The organism is Nonomuraea sp. NPDC051191 (genome assembly GCF_044455665.1).
Classification (GTDB): domain Bacteria; phylum Actinomycetota; class Actinomycetes; order Streptosporangiales; family Streptosporangiaceae; genus Nonomuraea.
On the sequence record NZ_JBITEZ010000010.1, the window covers coordinates 294,653 to 321,101 of the forward strand.

Annotated in this window: 24 protein-coding genes; 18 read left to right on the forward strand and 6 right to left on the reverse strand. The window is 72.6% G+C overall.

What is annotated here, in order from left to right; all coding sequences use genetic code 11:
- Nucleotides 1-87: 87 nt before the first annotated feature.
- From ACIA8R_RS29015 to thyX, 4 genes are all read left to right on the forward strand, one after another.
- On the forward strand, nt 88-2,214 hold the full coding sequence (locus tag ACIA8R_RS29015) for an anthranilate synthase component I (RefSeq protein WP_397041357.1): 2,127 nt from the start codon (nt 88-90) through the stop codon (nt 2,212-2,214).
- A 90-nt stretch (nt 2,215-2,304) separates the two neighbouring features.
- Complete coding sequence (locus ACIA8R_RS29020; protein WP_357704820.1) at nt 2,305-3,450, forward strand: amidohydrolase family protein; 1,146 nt, start codon at nt 2,305-2,307, stop codon at nt 3,448-3,450.
- Between the two features lie 180 nt (nt 3,451-3,630).
- Nucleotides 3,631-6,270 carry a M4 family metallopeptidase gene (locus tag ACIA8R_RS29025; protein WP_397041358.1) on the forward strand — a complete coding sequence of 880 codons (2,640 nt, stop codon included), beginning with the start codon at nt 3,631-3,633 and terminating at the stop codon, nt 6,268-6,270.
- A 133-nt stretch (nt 6,271-6,403) separates the two neighbouring features.
- The gene (gene thyX / locus ACIA8R_RS29030) at nt 6,404-7,186 is read left to right on the forward strand and encodes an FAD-dependent thymidylate synthase (protein ID WP_352350875.1); all 783 of its coding nucleotides are present in this window, start codon (nt 6,404-6,406) and stop codon (nt 7,184-7,186) included.
- Between the two features lie 4 nt (nt 7,187-7,190).
- Here the strand turns inward: thyX and ACIA8R_RS29035 are convergent, their stop codons facing one another.
- Both ACIA8R_RS29035 and ACIA8R_RS29040 read right to left on the reverse strand, forming a co-directional pair.
- Nucleotides 7,191-7,511 carry a hypothetical protein gene (locus tag ACIA8R_RS29035; RefSeq protein ID WP_357975558.1) on the reverse strand — a complete coding sequence of 107 codons (321 nt, stop codon included), beginning with the start codon at nt 7,509-7,511 and terminating at the stop codon, nt 7,191-7,193.
- Between the two features lie 3 nt (nt 7,512-7,514).
- Nucleotides 7,515-8,594: an exo-alpha-sialidase gene (locus ACIA8R_RS29040; protein WP_364088365.1), complete on the reverse strand. Its 1,080-nt coding sequence runs from the start codon at nt 8,592-8,594 to the stop codon at nt 7,515-7,517.
- A gap of 214 nt (nt 8,595-8,808) precedes the next feature.
- Between ACIA8R_RS29040 and ACIA8R_RS29045 the strand changes: the two genes are divergently transcribed.
- Nucleotides 8,809-9,579 (forward strand): helix-turn-helix transcriptional regulator, encoded by a 771-nt coding sequence (locus tag ACIA8R_RS29045; RefSeq protein ID WP_364088367.1) that lies wholly within the window; start codon nt 8,809-8,811, stop codon nt 9,577-9,579.
- Here the strand turns inward: ACIA8R_RS29045 and ACIA8R_RS29050 are convergent.
- Entirely contained in the window at nt 9,576-10,694 is a 1,119-nt protein-coding gene (locus tag ACIA8R_RS29050) for a globin domain-containing protein (RefSeq protein WP_357704829.1), read from the reverse strand. The genes ACIA8R_RS29045 and ACIA8R_RS29050 overlap by 4 nt on opposite strands.
- A gap of 341 nt (nt 10,695-11,035) precedes the next feature.
- Here ACIA8R_RS29050 and ACIA8R_RS29055 point away from each other — a divergent pair, with 341 nt between their 5' ends.
- Genes ACIA8R_RS29055 through ACIA8R_RS29070 form a run of 4 tightly spaced genes read left to right on the forward strand, consistent with a single transcriptional unit; the run spans nt 11,036 to nt 14,017 of the window.
- Nucleotides 11,036-11,722 (forward strand): gamma-glutamyl-gamma-aminobutyrate hydrolase family protein, encoded by a 687-nt coding sequence (locus ACIA8R_RS29055; protein WP_397041359.1) that lies wholly within the window; start codon nt 11,036-11,038, stop codon nt 11,720-11,722.
- A gap of 9 nt (nt 11,723-11,731) precedes the next feature.
- Nucleotides 11,732-12,646, forward strand: coding sequence for an alpha/beta hydrolase (locus ACIA8R_RS29060; RefSeq protein WP_364088372.1), 915 nt, complete (start codon nt 11,732-11,734; stop codon nt 12,644-12,646).
- Complete coding sequence (locus ACIA8R_RS29065; RefSeq protein ID WP_397041360.1) at nt 12,643-13,422, forward strand: enoyl-CoA hydratase/isomerase family protein; 780 nt, start codon at nt 12,643-12,645, stop codon at nt 13,420-13,422. Before ACIA8R_RS29060 ends, ACIA8R_RS29065 begins: the two co-directional genes overlap by 4 nt.
- 43 nt (nt 13,423-13,465) lie before the next feature.
- Entirely contained in the window at nt 13,466-14,017 is a 552-nt protein-coding gene (locus ACIA8R_RS29070; protein WP_397041361.1) for a hemerythrin domain-containing protein, read from the forward strand.
- 6 nt (nt 14,018-14,023) lie between these two features.
- Here the strand turns inward: ACIA8R_RS29070 and ACIA8R_RS29075 are convergent, their stop codons facing one another.
- Together ACIA8R_RS29075 and ACIA8R_RS29080 are read right to left on the reverse strand one after the other, a co-directional pair.
- Nucleotides 14,024-15,205, reverse strand: coding sequence for an acyl-CoA dehydrogenase family protein (locus ACIA8R_RS29075; RefSeq protein WP_397041362.1), 1,182 nt, complete (start codon nt 15,203-15,205; stop codon nt 14,024-14,026).
- 26 nt (nt 15,206-15,231) lie between these two features.
- A complete protein-coding gene (locus ACIA8R_RS29080) occupies nt 15,232-15,822 on the reverse strand; it encodes an SAM-dependent methyltransferase (protein WP_357704841.1) in 591 nt (196 codons plus the stop codon).
- Between the two features lie 128 nt (nt 15,823-15,950).
- Here ACIA8R_RS29080 and ACIA8R_RS29085 point away from each other — a divergent pair, with 128 nt between their 5' ends.
- The 5 genes from ACIA8R_RS29085 to ACIA8R_RS29105 all read left to right on the forward strand — a co-directional run bounded on the left by ACIA8R_RS29085 (nt 15,951) and on the right by ACIA8R_RS29105 (nt 20,063).
- The gene (locus ACIA8R_RS29085) at nt 15,951-17,543 is read left to right on the forward strand and encodes a histidine kinase (protein WP_364088382.1); all 1,593 of its coding nucleotides are present in this window, start codon (nt 15,951-15,953) and stop codon (nt 17,541-17,543) included.
- On the forward strand, nt 17,540-18,238 hold the full coding sequence (locus ACIA8R_RS29090) for a response regulator transcription factor (RefSeq protein WP_364088384.1): 699 nt from the start codon (nt 17,540-17,542) through the stop codon (nt 18,236-18,238). Before ACIA8R_RS29085 ends, ACIA8R_RS29090 begins: the two co-directional genes overlap by 4 nt.
- 62 nt (nt 18,239-18,300) lie before the next feature.
- Nucleotides 18,301-18,720, forward strand: coding sequence for a hypothetical protein (locus ACIA8R_RS29095; protein WP_364088386.1), 420 nt, complete (start codon nt 18,301-18,303; stop codon nt 18,718-18,720).
- Nucleotides 18,721-18,730: 10 nt separating this feature from the next.
- A complete protein-coding gene (locus ACIA8R_RS29100; RefSeq protein ID WP_397041363.1) occupies nt 18,731-19,321 on the forward strand; it encodes a phosphoribosylanthranilate isomerase in 591 nt (196 codons plus the stop codon).
- Entirely contained in the window at nt 19,314-20,063 is a 750-nt protein-coding gene (locus ACIA8R_RS29105; RefSeq protein ID WP_397041364.1) for a GNAT family N-acetyltransferase, read from the forward strand. Before ACIA8R_RS29100 ends, ACIA8R_RS29105 begins: the two co-directional genes overlap by 8 nt.
- Before the next feature lie 25 nt (nt 20,064-20,088).
- On the opposite strand, the gene ACIA8R_RS29110 is transcribed toward ACIA8R_RS29105, so the two are convergent.
- Nucleotides 20,089-21,723 carry a hypothetical protein gene (locus ACIA8R_RS29110; protein WP_397041365.1) on the reverse strand — a complete coding sequence of 545 codons (1,635 nt, stop codon included), beginning with the start codon at nt 21,721-21,723 and terminating at the stop codon, nt 20,089-20,091.
- A 167-nt stretch (nt 21,724-21,890) separates the two neighbouring features.
- On the opposite strand from ACIA8R_RS29110, the gene ACIA8R_RS29115 reads away from it, so the two are divergent.
- The 4 genes from ACIA8R_RS29115 (at nt 21,891) to ACIA8R_RS29130 (ending at nt 26,406) form a co-directional block, all read left to right on the forward strand.
- The gene (locus ACIA8R_RS29115; protein WP_364088394.1) at nt 21,891-22,472 is read left to right on the forward strand and encodes a CDP-alcohol phosphatidyltransferase family protein; all 582 of its coding nucleotides are present in this window, start codon (nt 21,891-21,893) and stop codon (nt 22,470-22,472) included.
- Between the two features lie 4 nt (nt 22,473-22,476).
- The gene (locus tag ACIA8R_RS29120; RefSeq protein WP_357704857.1) at nt 22,477-24,981 is read left to right on the forward strand and encodes a mannose-1-phosphate guanyltransferase; all 2,505 of its coding nucleotides are present in this window, start codon (nt 22,477-22,479) and stop codon (nt 24,979-24,981) included.
- Between the two features lie 262 nt (nt 24,982-25,243).
- A complete protein-coding gene (locus ACIA8R_RS29125) occupies nt 25,244-25,756 on the forward strand; it encodes an FHA domain-containing protein (protein ID WP_357704859.1) in 513 nt (170 codons plus the stop codon).
- Between the two features lie 23 nt (nt 25,757-25,779).
- Nucleotides 25,780-26,406 (forward strand): MerR family transcriptional regulator, encoded by a 627-nt coding sequence (locus tag ACIA8R_RS29130; RefSeq protein ID WP_357704861.1) that lies wholly within the window; start codon nt 25,780-25,782, stop codon nt 26,404-26,406.
- The last annotated feature ends 43 nt before the right edge of the window (nt 26,407-26,449 follow it).

Genomic DNA, 26,449 nt, shown 5'->3' on the forward strand with positions numbered 1-26,449 from the left:
TCCTCTCAAAGGACGGCCGCCCCGGATGGCGGCCTTTCTCGTGTCCGCCCCCGGGGCTTCATGATGTGACGTGGTAAGGGGCAGCAAGTGGAGAGCAGCGGATATACCACCGCCGGGGGCGTCGGCGTCGAGCGTGAGGCACGCGATGTCTCCGAGGAGGCGCTGGAAGAGATCGTGACCGCGCTCGGCGAGCGGCGCGGCGGCGCCTTCTCGTCGGGCATGGACTACCCGGGCCGCTACAGCCGATGGGCCTTCGGCTACGTCGACCCCTGCCTGGAACTGGTCGCCAAGGGCCGGGTCATCTCGGCGACGGCGCTCAACGAGCGCGGCAGGGTCGTGCTGCCCGCCGTGGCCTCCTGCCTGCTCGCCGCGGGCAAGCCGGTCAGCGAGCCGACGCCCGACCGCGTCGAGGTGCACGTCCCGGAGTCGGAGGACCTGCTGCCGGAGGAGATGCGCAGCCGCCGGCCCACCGTCTTCACCGCGATCCGCGAGGTCATCGCCGCCTTCGCCGGCGACGACCCCCACCTGGGCCTCTACGGCTCCTTCGGCTACGACCTGGCCTTCCAGTTCGAGCCCATCCGGCAGGAGCTGGCCCGTCCTGACGACCAGCGCGACCTGGTGCTCCACCTGCCCGACCGGATCGTCGTCATCGACCGGCAGCGCGAGACCAGCGTCGAATACCGCTACGAGTTCACCGTCGACGGCGCCACCACCCGCGGCCTTGAGCGCACCGGCTCCTCCGTCCCGCAGGTCGTCCCCGGCGAGCTGCCGAAGGACCCCGAGCGCGGCGAGTACGCCAAGGTCGTGGCCGCGGCCAAGGAGCGGTTCAAGCGCGGCGACCTGTTCGAGGTCGTGCCCGGCCAGGTCTTCCACGCCGTCTGCACCGACCCGTCGGCCTTCTACCGCGGCCTGCGCAACAGCAACCCGGCGCCGTACGAGTTCATCATCAGCCTCGGCGACGGCGAGCACCTGGTGGGCGCCTCGCCGGAGATGTACGTCCGGGTCAGCGGCGACCGCGTCGAGACCTGCCCCATCTCCGGCACCATCGCCCGCGGCAGCAACCCGGTCGAGGACGCCGAGGCCATCCGCACCCTCCTGAGCAGCGTCAAGGAGGAGTCGGAGCTGACCATGTGCACCGACGTCGACCGCAACGACAAGTCGCGCATCTGCGTCCCCGGCACGGTCAGGGTCATCGGCCGCCGCCAGATCGAGCTCTACTCGCGCCTGATCCACACCGTCGACCACATCGAGGGCCGCCTGCGCCCCGAGTTCGACGCCCTCGACGCCTTCCTCACCCACATGTGGGCCGTCACCGTCACCGGCGCCCCCAAGACGTGGGCCATGCAGTTCATCGAGGACCACGAGGCCACCACCCGCCGCTGGTACGGCGGCGCCATCGGCTTCATCGGCTTCGACGGCTCCATGAACACCGGCCTGACCCTGCGCACCGCCCAGATCAAGAACGGCGTGGCCACCGTCAGGGCCGGGGCGACCCTGCTGTTCGACTCCGACCCCGAGGCCGAGGAGCGCGAGACCGAGCTCAAGGCCAGCGCCCTGCTCGGCGCCCTGGCCGCGGTCAACCAGCCCGACGCCGTCCCGCCCGCCGTGGTCAGGGAGCAGCCGGGCGCGGGCATGAAGGTGCTGCTCGTCGACCACGAGGACTCCTTCGTCAACACCCTGGCCGACTACTTCCGCCAGGAGGGGGCCGACGTGGTGACGCTGCGCCACGGCTTCCCGGCCCAGACCATCGACGACGTCGCGCCCGACCTGGTCGTGCTCTCGCCCGGCCCCGGCTGGCCGTCCGACTTCGGCATGGCGGCGCTCATCGACGAGATCTACGCCCGCGACCTGCCCGTCTTCGGCGTGTGCCTGGGCCTGCAGGCCATGGTCGAGCACGCCGGCGGTGCGCTGGAGCTGCTCGACTACCCCGAGCACGGCAAGCGCGGCCAGGTCGCCCGGCTCGGCGGCAGCGCGCTGCTGGACGGGCTGCCCGACGAGTTCACCGCGGCCCGCTACCACTCGCTGCACGCCAAGCGGCCCGGCGTGGTCGGCTTCACCCCGACCGCGCTCACGCCCGACGGCAACGTCATGGCCATCGAGGACGTCGAGCGGCGGCGCTTCGCCGTGCAGTTCCACCCGGAGTCGATCCTCACCCAGGAGGGCGGCGCGGGCGCGAAGATCATCGCGAACGTGCTGCGCCTCACCCGGCGCTGACCCGGCCGGTTCGTCTGGGAACGGGCAGGGTGTTCCTGTCGTAGGTTAAAACGTCCACGGGGGCGTGCGGAGCTCCCCTAGAGTCTCCGCATGCTCCCCGTAGCCCTGCCCGACACGGTGCGTGACGCGCTGCTCGCCCCGCTCGTCGACCACCACTGCCACGGGGTGCACCGGGACGACCTGACCCGGGCCCGGTTCGAGCCGCTGATCAACGCCGGCGGCGCGGCGGCCCCGCCCGGCACCACGCACTTCGACTCGCCGTTCGGCATGGGCCTGCGCCGCTGGTGCGCGCCGCTGCTCGACCTGGAGCCGCACGCGCCCCCGGCGGTCTACCTCGCCCGCCGGGCCGAGCTGGGCGCCGGCGAGGTCAACCGGCGCCTGCTGGCCGGGGCCGGCGTGGTGGCGTTCCTGGTGGACACCGGCGACGAGGACATGGATCTGCTGTCGGCGGCCGAGATGGGCCGCCACGGCGGCGCCGCCGCCGACGAGATCGTGCGCATCGAGCAGATCGAGCAGGACGTCGCCGAGTCGGCGCAGATCGCCGTCGACTACCTCGACGGCCTGGCCGAGGAGCTGTCGGCCAGGGCCGCCAGGGCGGTCGGGCTCAAGACGGTCATCGCCGCGCGCTGCGGGCTCGACCTCGACCCGGCCAGGCCGAGCACCGGCTCGGTCATCGCCGCCGCCAACCGCCGCCTGTCGGACCCCAAGCGCACGCTGACCGACCCGGTGCTGCTGCGCCACCTGCTGTGGAGCGCGATCGACGTGGCCCGCGAGCGGGGGCTGCCGGTGCAGTTCCAGGCCGGGTTCGGCGGGCGCGGCCCCGGTCTGCACCGTACGGACCCGGCCAGGCTCAGCGCCCTCATGGACGCGCTGCAACCCCTCGGCGTGCCGGTCATCCTGCTCCACTGCTACCCCTACCACCGCACCGCCGCCTACCTGGCGGGCGTCTACCCGCACGTCTACGTCGACGTCGGCCTGGCCCTGCCGCACACGGCCGCCGCCTCGGCCCGCGTCATGGACGAGCTGCTGGAGCTGGCGCCCTTCCACAAGCAGTTGTTCAGCTCCGACTGCCACGGCGTGGCCGAGACCGGCTACCTCGGCGCGCTGTACTACCGGCAGGCGCTGGGCGCGGCCCTGCTGGCCAGGCTGGAGGCGGGGGAGTGGAGCCCGTCCGACGCGGCCAGGGTCGCCCACATGATCGGCTCGGGCAACGCCCGCCGGGTGTACCGGCTCTGACCTCGCTCAAGCGGAATGGGCCGGCCCGTCGACGCCGACACAAAAAGTCATTAATTCACGATATTTCCTTCGCTAATCGGAAATTTACATTTCCGGTAATCAAATTGTGATTTGTCTGTTTGTCAATATTGCTGTGATGATCGAGGACGCCAGACCCCCTACGCCACACCTGGAGGTGTCGTGTCCTGGCGTCCCTTCGTTCTCACGGCCGCGGCTCTGTCGCTCGCGCTGGCCGTCCCCGGTGTCGCGGCGGCCGATGATCCGCCGCAGCCGCAGGTCGAGTCCCGGGCCGGCACCCGGGCCCCCGCCGAGGTGAGCGGGCTGGCCGAGCCCGCCGCCGCCGGAGACCCCGTCGCCGCGGCCAAGACCCACCTGGCCGACCCGCGCTACCACCTCGACCCCGCCGACCTGGTGCCGCTGCGCACGGTCGTGAACGGCCAGGACGAGACCGTTAGGTTCGCCCAGCGCTACCGGAACCTGCCCGTCCTCGGCGCCCAGTACCTGGTGCGCTTCCGCACGGACGGCGCAAGCCGCGAGGTGACCGGCGCCGGCGGCCGCTTCCTCACCGAGCTCGACGTGAACCCCACGCCCACGGTCACCCCCGCGCTGGCGGCCAAGCTGGCCCGCTCCCGGCTCGTCCGCGACGACCAGGTGCGCGGCACGATCAAGGCCACGCCCGGCGAACTGCTCGTGGTCCCGCGCGGCAAGGGCGTGCTGGCCTGGCACGTCACGCTCTCCGGCGCCGACGCGGTCAAGAAGCGGCCCGTCCTGCTGGACGCGTACGTGGACGCCCACTCGGGGCAGCCGCTGTTCGCCCTGGACCGGCTGCGCATGGAGGGCCCGGCGGCCGGCAGCGGGCAGACCGCGCACGGCAAGTCCGTCCCGCTCAACGCCTACCAGCGGGCCGACGGCGCCTACGAGCTGCGCGACCGCGCCCGCCCGATGTGGAACGGCACCACCGGCGAGATCCTCACCTACGACGCCGCCGGCGCCGACGTCCAGGACTTCCTCGACCCCGGTGTGCCGGCGGGCACCGAGCTCGCCAAGTCGCCCACGCCCGCCTTCGGCCCCGAGCACACCGAGAGCGGCGCCGTGGACGCCCAGTGGGGCGCGGGCAAGGTCTACGAGTTCTACAAGTCGCTCGGCCGTGACGGGCTCGACGGCAAGGGCGGCACCATGTACTCGGTGGTGAACGTCACCTACTACGGCGGCCCGTTCGAGAACGCCTTCTGGGACGGCACCAAGATGGTCTACGGCGGCGGCGGCGCCGACCTGCACTCCTTCGCCGCCAGCCTCGACGTCGTCGGCCACGAGATGACCCACGGCGTCATCACCCACAGCGCCGACCTGGTCTACCAGGGCCAGTCGGGCGCGATGAACGAGGGCCTGGCCGACTACTTCGGCAACGCCATCCAGACGAGCGCGCTCGGCATCCCCATGAGCGACCCGGACGCCAGCCTGCTCGGCGAGGACCTGTGCAAGAGCCTCCCGCCCGTCCAGTGCGCCACCCGCGACCTCGACGACGACCGGAACGCCGCCGAGGACTACCTCGGCGTCACCGTCGCCGGTGACGCCGGCGGCGTGCACCTCAACTCCACGATCTTCTCCGGCGCGCTGTGGGACGCCAGGGAGAAGCTCGGCGCCGGCTTCGACAAGGTCGTCTACAAGGCGCTGACCGAGTACATGACCCCGCTCGACGACTTCGCCGACGGCCGCCGCGCCGTCGAGTCGGCCGCCCGCGCCGCCGGGCTGCCCGCGCGTGACCGGCTCGCGATCGCGCTGGCCTTCGAGCGACACGGCATCAGGCCGGGCTGGGAGCGGCTGATCCGCACCGACAGCCGCGTCGTCATCGACGGGCTCACCGACGCCATCGACCCGCCCGCCCTGGCCGGCGACCGGTACGTCGTCACCGACAACACCCCCGAGGCGAGCGGCCCGACCTCCATCCGGACCGGACGCGTCAGCGGCGGCCGCGCCACCGTCGTGTCCGACGACGGCCGCTGGGACTGGACGCCTGCCACCGACGGCAGGCGCGCGGTCTGGGTCGCCCTCGACCCCGCGGCGGGCGTCATGCAGATCCGCAGCCGCCCGCTGGACGCCTCGGCGCCCTCCACCGTCCTGCACGAGAGCACCGGCTACGTCTACTCCGTCGTGGTCTCCGGTGACGCCGTGGCTTGGTCCGGCGAGGACCCGGCGACCGGCGAGACCGAGCTGTGGCTCAAGCGCGGGAACGCCGCCCCGGTCAACCTCACCGCGGACAAGGGCGTGGGCGGGTACATGCCGTCCGTCAGCGGCGGCAGGCTCGTCTACGTCCGGGTGAGCTTCGGCACCGGCGGCACGCACAGCACGCCCGTCGTGCACGACCTGGCGACCGGAAACGAGGTCGTGGTGCCCGAGGTGCCGCCGACCCGCACGATCCCGTCGATGTCGATCTACCCGGCGCTGACCGCCAAGCACGTCGTCTGGCTCTACGACGCCGACCGCGACGGCCGCATGGGCATCATGCGTGCCGCCCTGGACGGCACCGGCAGCACGCCGGTCGTGGCGGACGGGCCGCAGGCGCCGTACCCGAACTGGCTCGACGCGAGCGAGTCGCGGGTGACCGTCGGCCTGCAGCCGGAGGGGACCACGCTGGAGAACGCGAACCTGCCCAAGATCTACCAGGTGGCGGTCACCGGCGGAGCCCTGGAGCGCTACTCCTGCAACCGGGGTGAGCAGTCGCTGTTCGCCGCCGGCTCGGCGGGCCGCGTCCTGTGGATCGACGGGACCGCCGGCGACACCGACCTCGTGACCCGCGACAGGCCCGCACACCGCTGCTGACCTGCCACGGGTGTCCGCTCGGCGCCCGCCGTGCCTCCGGAGGGGGACGGCGGGCGCCGAGTCGCGCGCAGCCCCGCGAGCTGGTTTGCTTGAGCCCGTCACAAACCACAGAACCCGAGCGGGGGGCTCCCATATGCGCAGTGTCGAACCCGAGGTCTTCATCGTCGCCCGTCCCGAGCTTGACTACGACGAGCTGGCCCGTTACCTGGGCGAGGTCGGCGGCGAGAGCTGGCTGGAGCGGCTCGACCGCGGCGACCTCGACGCCCAGAACCTCGCCGAGTTCGCCGGCCGGCTCTGCTACCGGTCCTTCGAGCCCGGCCTCAACCCCAACGTGGTGCGCATCAGGGAGAACCAGGACGACTACCTGCGCAACATCCTGGCCAGCGCGCACGGCTCGGTCCTCGAACACGTCAGCTTCAGCTTCGTGCTGCACAACGTCAGCCGCGTCCTGACGCACGAGCTGGTGCGCCACCGGCCCGGCGTGGCCATCTCCCAGGAGTCGCTGCGCTTCGTCCGGCTCGACGAGCTGCCGTTCTGGTTCCCCGAGTGGGCCCAGCAGGACCCCGAGCTGATGAAGCGGGCCACGGCCGTGCTGGAGCAGCTGGAGCAGTTCCAGCTCTGGATGGCCGGGCACTTCGGGCTCGACGAGGAGGGCGTGCCGTTCTCGGAGAAGAAGCACCGCACCTCGTTCATGCGCAGGTTCGCCCCCGAGGGGCTGGCCACCGGCCTGGTCTGGACGGCCAACGTGCGCACGCTGCGGCACACGATCGAGGCCCGCACCGCCGTCGGCGCGGAGGAGGAGATCCGCCTGCTGTTCCAGCGCATCGGCGAGCTGATGCGCAAGGAGGCGCCCGCCCTGTTCGGCGACTACGTCGTCGAGGACGGGGCCTGGGTCCCGGGGTGGCGCAAGGTCTGAGGCGTCAGGCGAGGGCGGGCAGTACGTAGACCTCGGCGCCCGGCGGCAGGGCACAGTCCAGGTCGCCGAGCCCGCGGGCGTTCTCCCCGCACACGATCATGCTGATGTGCCGGCGGATGCGGCCGTAGTCGTCGCGCAGCCGCTCCTCCAGCAGCGGATGGGTGCGCCGGAGCATGTCGAGCGCCGAGCCGAGCGTGGGCGGGGAGTCGCGGTCGGCGCCGACCGCGAACACCTTCACCTCGGTGCGCCCGCTCACCCACCGCCGCAGCGAGCTGGGCAGCACGAACACGACCATCGTCACGGGCTTGGTGAATGACCTGGCCATCGGTCAGAGCACCGCCGCACGCACGCTCAGCACGTCGGGCAGGTGGCGGGCGACCTGCGACCAGCTCTCGCCGTCGTCGCGCGAGCAGTAGACCTCGCCGTCGCGGGTGCCGAAGAACAGCCCGGCGGGGGAGGCGGTCATCGCGTCGCGCAGCACGGTGGCGTGGACCGGGCCCTCGGGCAGACCGTCGCCCAGCTCCTGCCAGGTGGCGCCGGCGTCCTGGCTGCGGCAGACCCGGTAGCGGTGGCCGACCGGGGTGCGGTCGATGTCGGCCGTCAGCGGCAGCACGAAGATCGTGTCGGGGCGGGTGGGGTGGACCACGATGGGGAAGCCGAAGTCGGAGGGCAGGGCCGAGCCGATGTCGTGCCAGCTCCCGCCGAAGTCGTCGCTGCGGTAGACGCCGAAGTGGTGCTGCAGGTAGAGCCGGTCGGGCCGGGCGGGGTCGAGGCAGACCTTGTGCACGCACTGCCCGAACTCGGGGTACTGCTGCCCCTCCGGCAGGAACGGCGCGCGGATGCCCTGGTTGGCCGCCTCCCACGACATGCCGCCGTCGCGGGTGCGGTAGAAGCCGGCGGCCGAGACCGCGATGCCCATGACCTCGGGGTCGGTGGGGTGGGGGACGATCGTGTGCAGGCACAGCCCGCCGCCGCCCGGCCGCCACTGCGGCCGGTGCGGGTGGTCCCACAGGCCCTCGACCAGGCGGTAGGTGACGCCGTGGTCCTCGGAGCGGAACAGCGCGGCCGGCTCGACGCCGGCCCACACCACGCCCGGCTCCGACGGCGAGGGCGTGAGCTGCCACACCCGGGCCAGCGTCGTGTCGGTCTTGTCGGGGAAGGCGATGGGCGGCTGAGGCGCCTCGCCCCAGGACTCGCCGAGATCATCGGAATACATCACGGACGGACCGAAATGGCCGTATTCGATGCCGGCCAGCAGCCGGGGTGCGGGCCCCCGGGTGTCGATGGCCACCGAGGGCACCGCGACCGTGGAGAACCGGATCGGCTCGATCTCGAACGGGCCGCCGCCCGCCGAGCGGGCGAGGAACAGGCCCTTGCGGGTGCCGATCGCGAGGACTGCGTCAGTCATAGCATCGCTCCCATGTTCGCTTCCCGCCATCGTGCCACGCGGGCGGCGGCGGTGCCGAGCACTGGGAGATTTGCCGCACGCCGACCGTCCCGCCGCCGGTGGACGACGGGAACAGGACGGGCATTACCCGGCAGGTAATCGTGACGCTTCCCCTGTCGCCAGTAGGTTTTCCGGCATGGGAGCACTTGCGATACAAGAAGAGACATTTGGTGATTTGTTGCGTTCGTGGCGGCAGCGGCGGCGGGTGAGCCAGCTCGACCTGGCCATCGAGGCGGACGTCTCCTCCCGGCACGTCAGCTTCCTGGAGACCGGCCGCGCCCGGCCGAGCCGCGAGATGGTGATGAGACTGGCCGAGGAGCTGGACGTGCCGCTGCGCCACCGCAACAGGATGCTGGTCGCGGCCGGGTTCGCGCCGGTCTTCCCCGAGCGCGAGGTGCGCGCCCCGGAGATGGCCGTCGTCCGCCAGGCGCTGGACAAGATCCTGGCCGGGCACGAGCCCTACCCGGCGCTGGTCGTGGACGCGGCGTGGAACCTGGTGGCGGCCAACTCGGCGGCCGCCATGTTCATGGCCGGCGTGCCCGCCGAGCTGCTGGCCGAGCCGGTCAACGTGATGCGGCTGTCGCTGCACCCCGACGCGATGGGCGGCAGGCTGCTGAACCTGGCCGAGGTCCGCGCCTACCTCCTGCACCAGCTGCGCAGGCAGGCCGAGGCGTCGGCCGACGGCCGCCTGGCCGAGCTGCACGACGAGCTGGCCGCCTACACCTACCCCGGCGTCAACCTCAACGTGGCCCACGTGCCCGGCCCCGGCGACATCCTGCTGCCGCTGCGCATCGCCGACGGCGACCGCGTGCTGTCGATGTTCACCACCATCGCCACCTTCGGCACGCCCATGGACGTGACGGTCTCGGAGCTGGCCATCGAGACGTTCTGGCCGGCCGACGAGGAGACCGCCGCCGCCTTCCGCCGCGACCCGGCGGCCTCCTAGCGCTCACCGGGGACGACGTCGCGGTGGATGCGCGACAGCGGCACGCCGTCGGCCTGGAGGCGGCGCACGGTCGCGTCCACCATGCCACTCGGGCCGCAGACGTAGGCGTCGTGCTCGGACCAGGAGTGGAAGCGTCCCATCACCTCCGACAGCCGGCCGCGCATCCCGGTGTAGGAGGGGTCGCCGGAGACCACCGGCAGCACCTGCAACCAGGGGAAGGACGCCTGCATCGCCAGCAGGTCGGGCAGGTCGTACAGCTCGTCCACGGTGTGCGCGCCGTGCAGCAGGTGGATCCGCGGACGTAGGCCCGAGGCGATGACGTGCTCGACGATCGCCTTCAGCGGCGCCAGCCCGGTGCCGCCGGCCACGCACAGCAGGTCGCGGGCGCTGTGCTCGCGCGGTGTCATCGTGCCCATCGGCGGCCCGAGCATGACCGTGTCGCCGATCCTGGTGTGCCTGGTCAGCGCCGTGGACACCCAGCCGCCCGGCACCGAGCGCACGTGCAGCCTGACCGTGTTGTCCGGGCGCGGCGCGTTGGCGATCGAGAACGTGCGCCACACCCGCGGCCACCGCGCGGTCTGCACGGTGACGTACTGACCGGCCGTGTACGGCAGCGGCTGCGCGGGCAGCAGCGTGACCACCGCGATGTCGGGACGCCGCAGCTCGTGGTCGACGACCTCGGCCGGCCACCAGGCCGGGGAGACCCCCGCCTCGGAGTCGGCCGCCTCGATCATCAGATTGGCCGCCGCCGTGTACGCCGACACCCAGGCCGCCTCGATCTCGTCGTTCCACACCTCGGCGGCGAAGCGCCGGATCGTGGCCAGCAGGGCGTTGCCGACGGCCGTGTAGTGCTCGGCGACCACGCCGTACTTGCGATGGTCCCTGCCGAGCTGCCCCAGATAGGCGGCCAGGCCGTCCGGGCTGTCCAGGCTCCACACGATCCGGGTCAGCGCGCCGAACAGCCGGTCGCGCTGGACGTCCATCGCGGGCGGGAACATCCCTCGCAGGTGCGGGCTCGCGGCGAACAGCCGTCCGTAGAAGTACGCGGTCGCCTTGTCGGCCACGGGCTCGACGAGTGAGAAGCTCTCCTTCACCAGTCGCGGATTCAACGACATGCACTCAACCCCACGCTATTGGGCCGGACACTCGATTCCGGCCGCCTCCTCCACCTCCTGGCAGCTCCGGGTCGTGAACGCGCGGCGTGCCCCGGCACTTCCGGCGCGCTCGAAAATGAGCCTTACACCACCTCTGATGCGTCGCAACCGATTCACCCGAAATGCGGTATGGGGTTTTCTGGCGAAGAAAACGAATAAAAGTGATTTTCGCATTTTGTTTCCGCTGTTTCCCGCCGCGCGACGGAGGCGTAGCATCCCGCCATGGCGGTCCTCCACCCCAGGCGGGTGACCTGGGAAGGCACGCGCACCCGCCGGCCCTGACCCCGCCCCTGGAGATCCGCATGTCCCGACCGCTGATCGGCATCACCGCCTACCTGGAGGCCGCCCGCTGGGGCGACTGGGTACGCGAGGCCGTGCTGTCACCGCCCTCCTACGCCAAGGCGATCGAGCGGGCCGGCGGCGCGCCCGTGGTGCTGCCGCCGCTGGGCCCCCGAAGCATCGGCGACTACGTCGGCGGCCTGTCCGGCGTCCTGCTGGCCGGGGGCGTCGACCTCGGCGCCGGCACCTACGGCGGCGAGCCGGACGAACGCGCCCCCGAGCCGCAGACCCACCGCGACCGGTTCGAGCTGGCCCTGGCCGGGGCCGCGATCCGGGCCGACCTGCCGATCCTGGCGATCGCGCGCGGCATGCACGTCCTGAACGTCGCCCAGGGCGGCACGCTGATCCCGTGGCTGCCCGAGGTGCTCGGCCACGACCGGCACGGCCAGCCAGGCGGGGTCCACGACCTCCGGGTGAGCGTGTCCAGCAGGCTCGGCAAGGCCGTCGGCGAGCACGTCAGGACCGTCGCGCCGCACCGGCAGTCCGTCCGCCGGCTGGGCGGCGGCCTGCTCGCGGTGGCCTGGGCCGAGGACCAGATCGTCGAGGGCGTCGAGCTGCAGGGCCACCGGTTCGCCGTCGGCCTCCAGTGGCATCCCGAACGCGGCGGGGACAATCGGCTCTTCGCTGCGTTCGTCGAGGCGGCCCGCTAGGCTGCGCTCATGCCGCTGCACCCCCAGGCGCGGGACTACGTCGCCCTCTACCCGTCGGACCTCAACGCCGACCTGGCCACGCTCGACCTGGCCACCATCCAGGAGATGCGCGCGCACGACGGCTTCGCGGCCCAGCGGGGCCCCCTGACCACGCTCCCGTTCGTCCGCGACGAGCTCGCCGGCGACGTGCCGATCCGCATCTACCGCGCCGACCCCGGCGACGGCCTGCTGCCCGTCGTGGTCTACTTCCACGGCGGCGGCTGGGTCTTCGGCAGCGTCAGGCGCAACGACGCCCTCGGCCGCGACCTGGCCCTGCGCACCGGCGCCGTGGTCGTCTCCGCCGACTACCGGCTGGCCCCCGAACACGCCTTCCCGGCCGCCGCCGACGACGCCTGGACCGTCGTGCGCGACGTCTTCGCCAGGCCCGCCTTCTACCAGAGCAACGGCAGCGTGGCCGTCGTCGGCGACAGCGCGGGCGGCAACCTGGCCGCCGTCGCCGCCTGGCGGGCCGCCGGGTCCGGCATCCGGCTGGCCCACCAGGCGCTGGTCTACCCGGTGCTCGACGCCGCCATGGACACCCCGAGCTACCACGCCTACGCCAAGGGCTTCGGGCTCGACGCCGCCGAGATGGCCTGGTTCGCCGAGCGCTACGCCTCCGGCGCCGACCCGGCCGACCCGCTGCTGAGCCCGCTGCGCATCGCCGACCTGACCGGCCTGCCGCCCGCCACCATCCTGACCGCCGAGTGCGACGTGCTCAGGGACGAGGGTGAGCACTACGCCCGCCGCCTGGCCGACGCCGGCGTGCCGGTGGAGGCGCGCAGGTTCGACGGCGCCGTCCACGGCTTCTTCGGCCTGCCCGGCCTGTTCGACCAGGCGACCGAGGCCAGGCAGTACATCGCCGACCGTCTGCGGGAGCACCTGTGACCTTCGACAAGCTCAAGCTCGACACCCCGGCCGAGGGCGTGCTGCGCGTCACGATCAGCGAGCCCGGCCGGCTCAACGCCGTCGACATGACCGGCCACCGCGAGCTGAGCGAGATCTGGCGCGAGGCCGACCGCGACGACTCCGTCAGGGCGATCGTCGTCCGGGGCGAGGGCACCGCGTTCTCGGCCGGCGGCGACCTGTCGATGATCGAGGAGATGACCCGCGACCACGCCACCCGCATGCGGGTGTTCACCGAGGCCCGCGACATCGTCTACAACGTGCTCAACTGCTCCAAGCCGATCGTCTCGGCCGTCCAGGGCCCCGCCGTGGGCGCCGGGCTCGCGGTGGCGCTGCTGGCCGACGTCTCGGTCGCCGGCCGCACCGCCCGGATCATCGACGGCCACACCCGGCTCGGCGTCGCCGCCGGCGACCACGCCGCGATCATCTGGCCGCTGCTGTGCGGCATGGCCAAGGCCAAGTACCACCTGCTGCTGTGCGAGCCCGTCACCGGCGAGCAGGCCGAGCGCATGGGCCTGGTCAGCCTGTGCGTCGACGACGACCAGGTGCACGACAAGGCGATGGAGATCGCGGTCCGCCTGGCCCAGGGCTCCCAGGAGGCCATCCGGCTGACCAAGTACTCGCTCAACAACTGGCTGCGCCTGGCCGGCCCGTCCTTCGACGCCTCGCTGGCGATGGAGTTCCTCGGCTTCACCGGCCCCGACGTGGTCGAGGGCGTGCGCGCGGTGCGCGAGAAGCGGCCGCCGTCGTTCGGCTGAGCGGGCGCGTGTGCTTGTCCGGGCCTCGGGTAGGCGCACCCTCATGACGGACAACGATGTGGTCGACCTGCTGGTGCGCCAGCACGAGCAGATCAGGAGCCAGTTCACGGAGGTCGAGAACGCTGCCCCCGAGGACAAAGCAGCGGCTTTCCAGAGGCTGGTGCGCCTGCTGGCCGTCCACGAGACAGCGGAGGAGGAGATCGTCCACCCGTACGCGCGCCGCCACGTCGACGACGGCGACGACCTGGTGGACGAGCGCCTGGCCGAGGAGAACGCGGCCAAGGACATGCTCACCCTGATGGAGCGGGCGGGCGTCGACGACCCGCAGTTCGCGGCCGACCTGGCCACGCTGCGCAAGGCCGTCGTCGAGCACGCCGAGGCCGAGGAACGCGAGGAGTTCCCCAGGCTGAGGCAGGCCGCCGGCGAGAAGGAGCTGCGCGCGATGGCGCTCGGGGTCAAGGCCGCCGAGGCGATCGCGCCCACGCATCCGCACGCCGGCGTCGAGACCGCGCCGGAGAACCTGCTGGCGGGCCCGCCCGCCGCGATCATGGACAGGGCCCGTGACGTGATCCGCAAAGCGACGGGCAGGGCCTGAGGGCCGTCAGAAACTCCGGGGCAACCCGAGCACCTGTGTCGCGAGGTAGTTGAGCAGAAGCTCCTCGGTCACGGGTGCCACCCTTCCGATACGGGCGTCGGCCAGCAGCCTGGCCACCGGGTACTCCAGCGAGTACGCCATGCCGCCGTGCGTCTGGAACGCGGCGTCGGCCGCCTCCCACGCGGCCTGGGAGGCGGTCAGCTTGGCGATGTTGGCCTCGGTGCCGCACGGCAGCCGCCGGTCGAAGGACCAGGCCGCCTTGTACAGCATCAGCCGCGCCAGCTCGATCTTGGCCTTGACCTGCGCCAGCGGGAACGCGATGGCCTGGTTGGCGCCGATCGGGCGGCCGAACACCTCGCGTTCCTTGGCGTAGCCGACCGCCACCCGCAGCGCCACCTCGGCGCCGCCGAGCGCGGAGGCGGCCAGCAGCACCCGCTCGGGGTTGAGGATGTCCCACAGCACGGCCGCGCCGCCGTCCACCTCGCCGACCACGTTCGCGGCGGGCACCCGCAGGTCGTCGAGGAAGACCATGTTGGACGGCGTGGTGTTCGCGCCCATCTTGGGGATAGGCCGGTAGGAGAGCTGCCCGGCGGCGACCGCCTCGGGCACGTTCACCAGGAACACCGTCAGCCCGTGGGTGCGCGGTTTGGCCTCCGACGCCGGGACCGTCCTGGTCACCAGCAACATCCAGGTGGCCCGCTGCACGCCGGTGATCCAGATCTTCTGGCCGTTGACCACGTAGTCGCCGCCGTCGCGGCGGGCCGAGGTGGTGATCGCCAGGGAGTTGGAGCCGGCGTCCGGCTCGGTCAGGGCGAAGCACGTCTCGATCTCGCCCGTGGCCAGCCGGGGCAGCAGCTCGGCCCGCTGCTCGGCGGTGCCGTGCCGGGCCAGGGTGAGCGCGCCGAAACCGGGGGTCAGCACGTACGTGAAGGCCGAGCCGCCCGCCGCGCCCGAGCTCGCCAGCGTCTCGGTGGCCACCGCGAGCTCCAGCAGCCCCTGCCCGCCCCCGCCGTGCTCCTCCGGCACGGCCAGGCCCAGCCAGCCGCCCTTGGCGAGGTCGGCCCAGACCTCCTCCGGCCAGCGTTTGTCGCTCTCGCACCGCTGCCAGTAGTCGAGGTCGTAGCGGGCGCAGATCTCGGCGACACCGCGCTGGACGGCCTGGGCGCTCTCGGGAAGGGTGAAATCCATCACGCCATCGTAGAAGTTCGTTCTGTTCAGGGTCGAGGTCTGCGGGCGTGGAAGACGAAGGCCGGCGGCGTGTTGCGCCACACCGTACGTCCGGGCACGACCTCCTCGAACCGCTCGGCCAGCAACGCCCGGAACCGGCGGGCCGAGCTGAGCGGGATGGCGTGGATGTAGGAGAAGGTGGTGAAGGCCGCGCCGGGGCTCATCACCGACGTCACCGCGTCCAGCAGCTCGTGCTGCAGCCCCGTGGGGAAGGCCGCCCACGGCAGCCCGCTCACCACCACGTCGGCGTGGCTCAGCCCGCGCCCGCTCAGCAGCTCACCCAGGCGCGCCGCGTCGGCGTGGGCCACGTCCACGCCGGGGAAACGCTCGGCGAGCAGCGCCGCGAGCCGCCCGTTCACCTCGACGGCCAGGTGGTGGCCACGCCCGCCGAGCCGCTGCTGGATCTCCGCGGTGAACGGGCCGGTGCCGGGGCCGAGCTCCACCACGGTCGGCTCGCCGCGCTCCGGGACCGGCGCGCAGACGGCCGAGGCCAGCCGGCGCGAACTCGGGGCGACGGCGCCGATCACGGCGGGGGCGCGCAGGAACTGGCCGAGGAACATTGCGGTGTCGTTGGACATGGCCTCGAACGTATAGGGAAGATCACCCCTTGTGCTCCCTCCTTTGGACGAACCGGCGGCCACTAGGAGGAGACGGGGTCCTCCGCGCGGAGGATCAGCTATCGGTCGAGGGTGGATAGCGTGAGCCCATGCGTTGGCGTGGTGTGCCGCTCGATGTCCTGCTCGCGGTATCAGGTGTGGGCCTGGACCTGTTGACGACGGCCCACGCGGGCGACACCGCGTACCTGCCGGCGGCGATGAACATCCCCATGGCCCTCCTGGTGGGCCTGCCCATGGGGATGGTACGGCGATGGCCGCTGCCCGTCACCCTCTACCTGGCCCTCTTCCTCGTCCTCAGCGACCAGCTCGGCTCCTACACCTCCAACACCGCGCAGATCCTCATCTGCGTCGCGCTCGGCGTGGTCGGCTTCCGCGTCGCCTGGAAGCCCGCCCTGCTCGGCGTGGGCGCCACCGTCCTGGCCACCGCGGTCAACATCGCCGACCCCGGCATCGCGCTGACCGGCAACACCTGGATCTACTCGGTGCTGCTGCCCGTCTTCCCCACCGTGCTCGGCGCCTACCTGCGCGGCTCGGCCGAGCGGCTGGAGGAGCGCGACGTCACGCCCGACGCGCTGCTGGCCGCCGGCGGCGTGGCGATCACCGTGCTCAGCACCTGGACCTCCTGGCACAGCGGAGCCCTTCCGGTGTGGGTGATCGGCCTGCTCGCCGTGGTCGGCGGGCTGTCGCTGGGCGTGGCCAGGCGCCTGCCCGGCCTGGTCCTCCTGCTGCAGGCCGTGCTGCTGATCGCCGCCGACAGCTATCTCAACGACGCCGTCAACACCTGCCTGATCCTCACGCTCATCGCTATCGGCGTGTTCGCGATGCGCGTGGCCTCCTGGGCCTGGACGGCGGCCGCGTACCTGACCGGCTGCCTGCTGTCGGCCATCGCCGTGGTCGGGGACGGCACCGAGATCACCCCGGTCCGCGTCGGCGTGCTGATGACGCTGGTGGCCACGCCCATCGCCATCGGCCGCTACCTGGGCATGCGGCGTGCCGCCGCCGCCGCCGAACGCCTGCGCGCCGAGGAGTCGGCACGGCTCGCGGTCGCCCAGGTGCGCGCCGACCAGCTCGCCGAGCGCGAGCGCATCGCCCGCGACGTGCACGACATCGTGGCCCACCACGTCGGCGCCATGGTGCTGCGCGCCAGCGCCGCCCGTTACACTGCGCCCGACGGGCCGGTCGCCGACGCGCTGTCCGACATCCGCGAGACCGGCCACCAGGTGCTCCAGGACCTGCGCGACCTGCTCGACCTGCTGCGCGACCCCGACCGTGGCCCCGACCTGCTGGCCAACCCCGCCGACGTGGTCCGCGAATCCGCCGAACGCATGGCCGCCGCCGGGCTCGTCGTCGACCTCGACCTCGACCCGGCCAGCGACCGCGCCCCGCTCATCGCCCGCGCCTCCGCCGCGCGCATCGTCCAGGAAGGTCTCACCAACGTGCTCAAACACGCCGGACCCGGCACCCGGGTCCGGGTCATCGTGGCCCCCGCCGAGGAAGGGTTGTCCATCGAGATCCGCAACGGCCGCCCGCCCACCGTCATCGAGCGCCTGCCCTCCTCCGGCCGCGGCCTGGCGGGCATGCGCGAGCGCGTGCGCGCCCTCGGGGGCACCCTCAGCGCGGGCCCCGACGGCGACGGCGGCTGGCTGCTGCTGGCCAGCCTGCCCGCCAGGAGCGCCGCGTGATCCGCGTGCTGGTGGCCGACGACCAGGCGCTGGTCCGCGCGGGCGTGCGCATGTTGCTGCAGGCCGCGGGCGACATGGAGGTCGTGGGCGAGGCCGAGGACGGCGCCGAGGCCGTCCGCCTGGCCGAACGCCACGTGCCCGACGTCATCCTCATGGACCTGCGCATGCCCCGCGTCGACGGCCTGGAGGCGACCAGGCGGGTGCTGGCGGCCCGCCCGGCGGCCCGCGTCGTCGTGCTCACCACGTTCGCCGAGGACGCCGACGTGCACGCCGCCCTGCGCGCCGGGGCCGTCGGCTTCCTGGTCAAGGACGACGAGCCGGAACGCATGGTCGACGCCGTGCGCAGGGCGTCCGCGGGGGAGCAGCTGCTGGCCCCCTCGGTGCTGCGCCGGGTCGTCGAACGCTTCCTCGCCTCCGAGGAGCAGGCCGCCGTGCCGCCGCCGTCCGGGCTGACCGAACGCGAGCTGGAGGTGCTCGCCCTGGTCGGCACCGGCCTGTCCAACGCCGAGATCGCCGAGCAGCTGCACGTCGGCGTCACCACCGTCAAGACGCACATCGCCGCCGCCATGGACAAGCTCGGCCTGCGCAACCGCATCCAGGCCGCCGTGGTCGCCCACCGCGCCGGTCTCGTGGACGCCGCCTTCCGCCCGGTCCGTCCGCCACGTGGGGGACCGGGGGGTCATCCCGCAGGCTGACGACCCTGTGGGGCCGCCCTCGACACGATGTGGGTCCTTCGTTCGCAGAAAGGATGCACATCATGGGGGAGACTCAGGTCATGCCGCGCCCCGGCACGACACGACAGGTGCCGGCGGGGCTGCTGTACAGCCTGCGCGTCGTCATCATCGCCCAGGCCGCCGCGCTGCTCGTGGCCGCCTCGTTCGCCGGACAGGCCGTGGCGGCGGGCGGCGGCGCGCTGGCCGAGACGCACGTCATGGCGGGCATGGTCGTCCACCTGGTGGCGCTCGTGCAGATCGTGCTGGCCGTCCTGGTCTGGCGGCCGGGCCGCGGCGCCGGCTGGCCGGTGTGGGCCAGCGTCGCACTGCTCGTCGTCGGCCTCCTCCAGCACTTCACCTGGTCCTGGCTGGGCGCCCACGTGCCCAACGGGGTGCTGCTGTTCGGCCTCATCGGTGCGCTGCTGATCTGGTCCTGGTCGCCGTCGGCGTCCCGGCGCCGCTAAGGTCTGTGGTGTGTATGTGAAGATCTGCGGGTTGAGCGAGCCCGAGCACGTCGAGGCCGCCGTCGAGGCCGGCGCCGACGCCATCGGGTTCGTGCTCACCCGGAGCCCGCGCAGGGTGACGCCGGAGCGGGCGGCCGAGCTGGCCGCGGCGATCCCGGCCCATGTGCTCACCGTGGGCGTATTCCGGGGGGAGGCCCCTGAGACGGTCCGGGCCGCGGCGCTGGCCTCGGGCGTGCGCGCCGTCCAGCTGCACGGCAACCACCCCCACGCCGACTTCACCGCGCTGAAAGACCTCGGCCGCCCGCTCGTGCGCGCCGTCGACGCCGCGGCCGACCTGCGGTGCGGCGCCCACGACGAAGACCTGCTCATCGTCGACGCCCCGCGCCCCGGCTCGGGGGAGCCGTGGGACTGGGCGGCGGTGCGCGGCCGCCCGTCCGGCCGGTGGATGCTGGCCGGCGGGCTCGACCCGTCGAACGTGGCCGAGGCCGTCGAGGCTGCCGGCCCGTGGGGGGTCGACGTGTCCAGCGGCGTCGAGACCGCGCCGGGGGTCAAGGACTCCGCCCTGATCAGGGCCTTCCTCCGGGCCGCCTGCGGTGGCTGACGAGCTGTCGCGGGCCCTGGGCTTCGTGCACGACTTCGCCCGCCGCAAGGCGCCCGTCGTCACGCCGGTCCCGGGCGGGTTCGCGGTGCTCGACGAGCGTTACCCGATGTCGCACGACGACAACAGGCTGATCGTCTGGAGCGGCGCCCCCGGGCCGGTGCTCGCGGCGGCCGACGAGCGGCTCGCCGGGCTCGGCCACCGGCTGGTGTGCGTCGACGACGACCGGCTGGGGCAGGAGTTCCGGCCCGCGTTCGGCGCCGCCGGCTACCAGCACGAGACGAACGTCGTCATGGCCTTCCACGGCCCCCGCCCCGCCGCGCCCGCCGCCGCCACCGAGCGGCTCGACCTGGCCGAGCTGGTGCCCGTGCTGCGCGAGGAGTGGCGCGAGTCGCTGCCGCAGGCGGAGGAGGGCGTAGTCGAAGGGCTCGCCGCGCGCGCCGCGGCCCGCCCGGCCGGCGCCGACCTGGTCGAGTTCCACGCCGTACGCGCCCCCGACGGGCAGGTCGCCGCCCGGGCCGACCTCTACGTCCACGAGGGCGTCGCCCAGATCGAGAACGTCTACACCGGCGAGCGCCACCGGGGCCGGGGCTTCGCCCGCACGCTGCTGACCGCGCTGCTCGCCGCCACGGCCGGCGCCGAGCTGACGTTCCTGGTCGCCGACGCCGACGACTGGCCGCGCGAGTTCTACGGCCGGCTCGGCTTCGTCCCCGTGGGCCACACCCACGCCTTCCTGCGCACCTGACCCTTCCGCGAAGCCGGCGGCCCGGTCAGGCGCCCACCGAGCGGGCCAGGGCCACCGCGGCGGGGCCCAGCAGGGCCAGCACGGCTCCCGACAGCGCGTGCACGACCGTGTACGCCAGCAGCGGCGTCCCGTTCCCCGACATCCGCCGCACCGCGCCCAGGACGGTCGTCAGGCCATGCTGCCCGGTCACCGCGCCGAGCACCAGCGGCGGCGGCAACATCATCAGCTTGGCCCCCATGGCCAGCGAGATCACCACGGGCACCGCGGCCGTGGCGACCGCGCCGAGCGCCACCTGCCAGGCGTGCCGCCCCACCAGCTCCACCGCCGCCGGCCCCGCCGACAGCCCGAGAGCCGCCACGAACACGCCGAGCGACACCTCGCCCACCACCCGGGCCGCGCCCGCGTCGTACTGCCCGAAGCGGGCCCGTCCCGCCCGCGCCCGGCCGAACACCAGCCCGGCCACCAGGCAGCCGACCGACACCGTGAGGCCGCCCGCCACCCCCGCCACGAGCCCGGCGACGAGCCCGGCGGCCAGGTAGACGACGTCGGCCCGGCGTCCGGCGTCCGTCCGCGCCCCGAGCCAGGCGGCCGCCCGGTCCACGTCCCGTTTCATCCCGGTCACCCGCACCACGTCACCGGCGCACAGCTCCGTGCCCGGCCGGACCGGCAACCGGCACCCCACCCGCGTCACCTCGCACACGTGCAGGTCCTGCACCCCCTGGCCGGACAGCCCGGCGCGCAGGTCCCGCACGGTCGCCGGCGGCCGGCCGGCGAGCGTCACGTCGGCCACCTCCAGGTCCAGGTCGAGCTCCCGTCCGCCGGGCACCTCGGGCCCGACCACCGCGCCCGCGTTGACGACGTCCTGCCGCACGCCGACGACCACGACCTCGTCGTCCCGCTGCAGCAGCGTGTCCGGGCCGAACGGGATCGGCCGGCCGTTCCTGCGCAGCCGCTCCACCGAGACGCGGGTGCCCATCGCGATCTCCGCCTGCCCGACGGTCCTGCCCTCGCCGGTGGTGACCTGGTGGGCCTTGCCCAGCACCGCCGGCGGCGGCGTCTCCTCCGCGCCGTCCAGCCGCCGCCACAGCGCCGCGGCCTCCTCGCCGGGGTCGAACCGCAGCACCGCGGGCGCGGCCCGGCCGGTCAGCAGCGCGATCGTGACCAGGGCGAAGAGATAGGACAGGACGTACGCGGGCCCGAGCGCGGCCTGCGCGACCCCGGCGGCCTGCAGGGCGTCGGCCGACGTCCCCAGCGCCACCGGCCCGGCCGCCGCCCCCGCGATCAGCCCGGCCGTGGTGCCCGGATCCAGCCCGAACGCGTCGGCCACGAGCGCCGTGACCGCCAGCGCCCCCACGACCTCGGCGACCGTGAACCACAGGTACCGCAGGTTGCGCCCGGCGAACGCCGCGAAGAAGGCGGGCCCGAGGGTGTAGCCGAGGGTGAAGGCGAAGATCGCGAAGGCGATCACGCGCACCTGCTGGTGGACCGTGACGCCGCCGGTCAGCAGCCCGACGGCCAGCGCCGCGGCCAGCGTCCCGGCCACGCCTCCGAGCGCCACCCCGCGGAACCTGATCCGGCCCAGGGCGAACCCGAGGGCCAGGCAGAGGAACAAGGCGATCTCCGGCGCGCCCCGCAGCACGCCGGACTCCCAGGGCCACATCCGATCCCCCCAAGCCAGGCCGGCACCGCGGGGGGATCGATCACCCAGCCTTTTCCCGCCGTCACAAGCCGCGAAACGCCCACTCCTCCCGCCCCGCCCTCCCCGCGTGCGGGGAATGGTCGCTGGTGGGGCGTCTGTGCCGGAGTTCCACGCAGTAGGGTCTCTGCGTGAGCGAAACTTCCGCCGAGGACCGGATCTGGACGGTTCCCAACCTGCTGAGCTTCCTGCGCCTCCTGGGCGTCCCCGTGTTCCTCTGGCTGGTCCTGGGCCCCCGGGCGGACGGGTGGGCCATCGGCATCCTCGTCGTGGCCGGGTTCACCGACTGGCTCGACGGCAAGATCGCTCGCGCGTTCAACCAGACCAGCAAGCTCGGCCGGGTGATCGATCCGGCCGCCGACAAGCTGTACGTCTTCGCCACCATCCTGGCGCTGCTGCTGCGGGAGGTCATCCCGTGGTGGCTGGTGGCCGTCATCGTGGCGCGGGAGGTCTTCGTCGCCTGTTCGTTCCCCGTACTACGCAAACACGGCTATAAGGCACTTCAGGTGCATTTCCTGGGCAAGGCCGCCATGTTCAACCTCATGTACGCCTTCCCGCTGCTCTTCCTCGCCTCCCACACCGGGTGGTATGCCGAAATAGCACGAATTGCCGGGTGGGCCTTCGCGCTGTGGGGCACGGGCCTGTATTGGTGGGCAGGGATCCTGTACGTGGTGCAGGTGCGCCAACTCGTAACCGCGACCACGAAGGAGTGATCGGGTGAAGGCGGTCGTCATGGCGGGCGGGGAGGGTACTCGGCTGCGTCCGATGACCGCCAACCAGCCCAAGCCCCTGCTTCCCGTGGTCAACCGCCCGATCATGGAACACGTCCTGCGCCTGCTCAAACGGCACGGCATCACCGAGACGGTCGTCACCCTCCAGTTCCTGGCCGCCCTCGTGCGCAACTACTTCGGCGACGGCGACGAGCTGGGCATGAACCTCCAGTACGCCACCGAGGACCTGCCTCTGGGCACCGCGGGCAGCGTCAAGAACGCCGCCGACCGCCTCCGCGACGACCGCTTCCTGGTCATCTCCGGCGACGCCCTCACAGATATCGACTTATCCGACATGATCCGTTTTCATCGCGAAAATTCGGCTCTTGTCACCATCGGCCTGAAACGCGTCCCCAACCCGCTCGAATTCGGGATCATCATCCTCGACGAGAACGGGCGCGTGCAGCGTTTCCTGGAGAAGCCCACCTGGGGCCAGGTCTTCTCCGACACCGTCAACACCGGCATCTACGTCATGGAGCCCGAGGTCCTCGACGCCGTGGCCGACGGCGAACCGGTCGACTGGTCATCAGACGTCTTCCCCGCCCTCCTGGAACGCGGCGCCCCCATCTACGGCTACGTCGCCGACGGCTACTGGGAGGACGTCGGCACCCACGCCAGCTACCTCAAGGCCCAGGCCGACGCCCTGTCCGGCCGGGTCCGCCTCGACATCGGCGGCTTCGAGCTCTCCCCGGGCGTCTGGGTGGCCGACTCGGCCACGGTCGACCCCGACGCCGTCCTGAAGGGCCCGCTGCTGATCGGCGACTACGCCAAGGTGGAGGCGGGCGCCGAACTGCGCGAGTTCACCGTGCTCGGCAACAACGCGGTCGTGCGTGAGGGCGCCTTCCTGCACCGCGCGGTCGTCCACGACAACGTCTACCTCGGCCCCGGCGCCCACCTGCGCGGCTGTGTGATCGGCAAGAGCACCGACGTCATGGGCGGCGCCCGCGTCGAGGAGGACGCCGTCATCGGCGACGAATGCGTCATCGAGGCCGAGGCGTACGTCTCCAGCGGCGTCAAGGTCTACCCGTTCAAGACCATCGAGGCCGGCGCGGTCGTCAACACCAGCGTCATCTGGGAGTCGCGCGGCCAGCGCAACCTGTTCGGCCCCCGCGGCGTCAGCGGCCTGGTGAACGTCGAGATCACCGCCGAGCTGTGCGTCCGGCTGGCCGGCGCCTACGCCACCACTCTGCGCAAGGGCGCCTACGTCGTCACCTCCCGCGACTGCTCCCTGGCCGCCAGGGCGCTCAAACGGGCCGTGATCGGCGCGCTGACCGCCGCCGCGATCAACGTCCTGGACCTGGAGGCCGCGCCGCTGCCGGTGGCCCGCTTCCACACCGCCCGCGAATCGGCCGCCGGCGGCATCGCCCTGCGCACCACGCCGGGCGACCCGCAGAGCGCCGACATCGTCATCATGGACGATCGCGGCGCCGACCTGCCCCCGGCCGCCCAGCGCAAGCTGGAGCGCGTCTTCTCCCGCCAGGAGTACCGGCGGGCCTTCCCCGGCGAGATCGCCGAGCTGCACTACCCGGCCAGGGCCGTCGAGGGCTACACGCACGAGCTGATGCGGGCCATCGGCGTGACCGGCGTCAAGGACATGAAAGTCGTGGTCGACTGCGCCGGCGGCACCTCCTCCCTGGTGATGCCCACGCTGCTCAGCCGGGCCGGCGTCGAGGTGCTCACCGTCAACGCCCGCCTGGACGACGTCTCGCCCACCGAGACGCTGGCCGAGCGCCGACGGGGCCTGCAACGCCTGTCGGAGCTGGTCAGCTCCTCGCGAGCGGCCTTCGGCGTGCGCTTCGACCCGGTCGGCGAACGCATCGCGCTGGTGGACGAGACCGGCCAGCTCATCAGCGAGGAACGTGCCCTGCTCGTCGTGCTGGACCTGGTGGCGGCCGAGCGCAGGGGCGGCCGGGTGGCCCTGCCGGTCACCACCACGCGCGTCGCCGAGCAGGTCTGCCGCTTCCACGGCGTGCAGGTGCAGTGGACCTCGACCGCCCTGGACGCCCTGACCTCCGCCGCCCAGGGCCCCGACATGATCTTCGCGGCGGACGGGCGCGGCGGGTTCGTCGTGCCGGAGTTCAGCCCGGCCATCGACGGCCTGGCCGCGTTCATGCGCCTGCTGGGGCTGGTGGCCCGCACCCGGCTGTCGCTCAGCCAGATCGACGCCAGGATCCCCGAGGTCAAACTGCTCCGGCGGAGCGTCCCCACCCAGTGGGCGGCCAAGGGCGCGGTCATGCGCTCGGTCATCGAGGCGGCCGAGGCCGAGCCCGGCGGCTGGCGCGTGGACACCACCGACGGCGTGCGGGTCGCCCGCGACGACGGCTCGTGGGTGCTGATCCTGCCCGCCGCCGCCGAGCCCGTCACCGACCTGTGGGCCGAGGCCCCCGACATGGACGGCGCCCAGGCGTTGCTCGAACGCTGGGCCCGCGTGGTCGAACAGGCAGCCGTCTGATCACGTAGAGTAGCGAAAAACCCTTCGCGCGCGATGTGCGCGCGGAGTGCCGCAAGATCGTAATGTAGAAACGCGCGGCGGCATGGACCACGGGGTGGGGGCGGCGGTAACTTTGTCAGCGTCCGAACCAACAGTCCAGCGCCCCGCCTTGACCTTTGCCGCTGATCAGCGTAAGTTGCGGCATTCGCAAACTTGAAGAGCGAAGGCAGGCGCGTCCCCAGCACCGTCGCCGCGTCTTCGCGGTAGGAGGCCGAGCCGATCGATGCCGAGCGTCTACTGCACGCAGTGCGGGCACGCCAACCCCGAGGATGCCCGTTTCTGTTCCCGCTGTGGGTCACCGCTGACCAGACCCGAGGTCGCCGGGGACACCACATCGACGATCTCGGTCGCGGGAATCGAGGCGTACGAGGCTGAGACAGGCGACATGCTCCTGGCCGAACGGGCGCTGGTCGAACAGCTCCCGCCCGGCACGGCGTTGCTCTCGGTGACCAGGGGGCCCAACCAGGGGAGCCGGTTCCGGCTCGACAAGGACCTCACCACGACCGGGCGCCACCCGGAGAGCGACATCTTCCTCGACGACATCACCGTCTCCCGCCGCCACGTCGAGTTCTACCGCCACCGCGGCGGCCAGTTCTCCGTGCGCGACGTCGGCAGCCTCAACGGCACCTACGTCAACCGAGAGCGCATCGAGGAGGTCCCCCTGCACTCCGGAGACGAGGTGCAGATCGGCAAGTTCCGCCTCGTCTTCCTGATGAGGGTCAACGCCGGCGCATGAGCTCACAGGCGGCACGCTCGCACATGAGCATCGGGGAGGTGCTCGCCCTGCTGCAGGGCGAGTTCCCCGACGTCACCGTGTCCAAGATCCGTTTCCTGGAGGGTGAGGGGCTCATCGAGCCCGAGCGCAGCCCCTCGGGCTACCGCAAGTTCACCCACCTCCACGTCGAGCAACTGCGTTTCATCCTGACCGAGCAGCGTGACCACTACCTGCCGCTGCGGGTGATCAAGGACAGGATGGCGGAGAGCTTCGGCCTTCCGCGCGCGGTGCAGCAGACGCAGGAGATCCGGTTCGACCGGGCCGAGCTGCTGGAAGCCGCCGGCATCGACGAGGAGACCCTCGCCGAGCTGGAGGACTACGGCCTGCTCGCCCCCGTGGCCAGGCGCTACGACGAGGAGGCGCTGAAGGTCGCGCGCAGCGTCGGCGCCCTGGCCCGCTTCGGCCTGCACGCCCGCCACCTGCGCGCGGTCAAGGCCGCCGCCGAGCGGGAGTGCGGCCTGGTCGAGCAGACCGTCGCGCCCATACTCAAGCGGCGCGCCCCCGGAGCCATCGGCGAGGCCGACGAGGCGGCCAGGGAGCTGTCCCAGCTCCTGCTCGACCTGCACGCCTCTCTGGTGCGCAGCGGGGTCAGGTCTGTCCTGGGCCGCTGAGGGCACAGAGCTGGAAGGCCGGGGCACATTCCAGGCCTGCCGG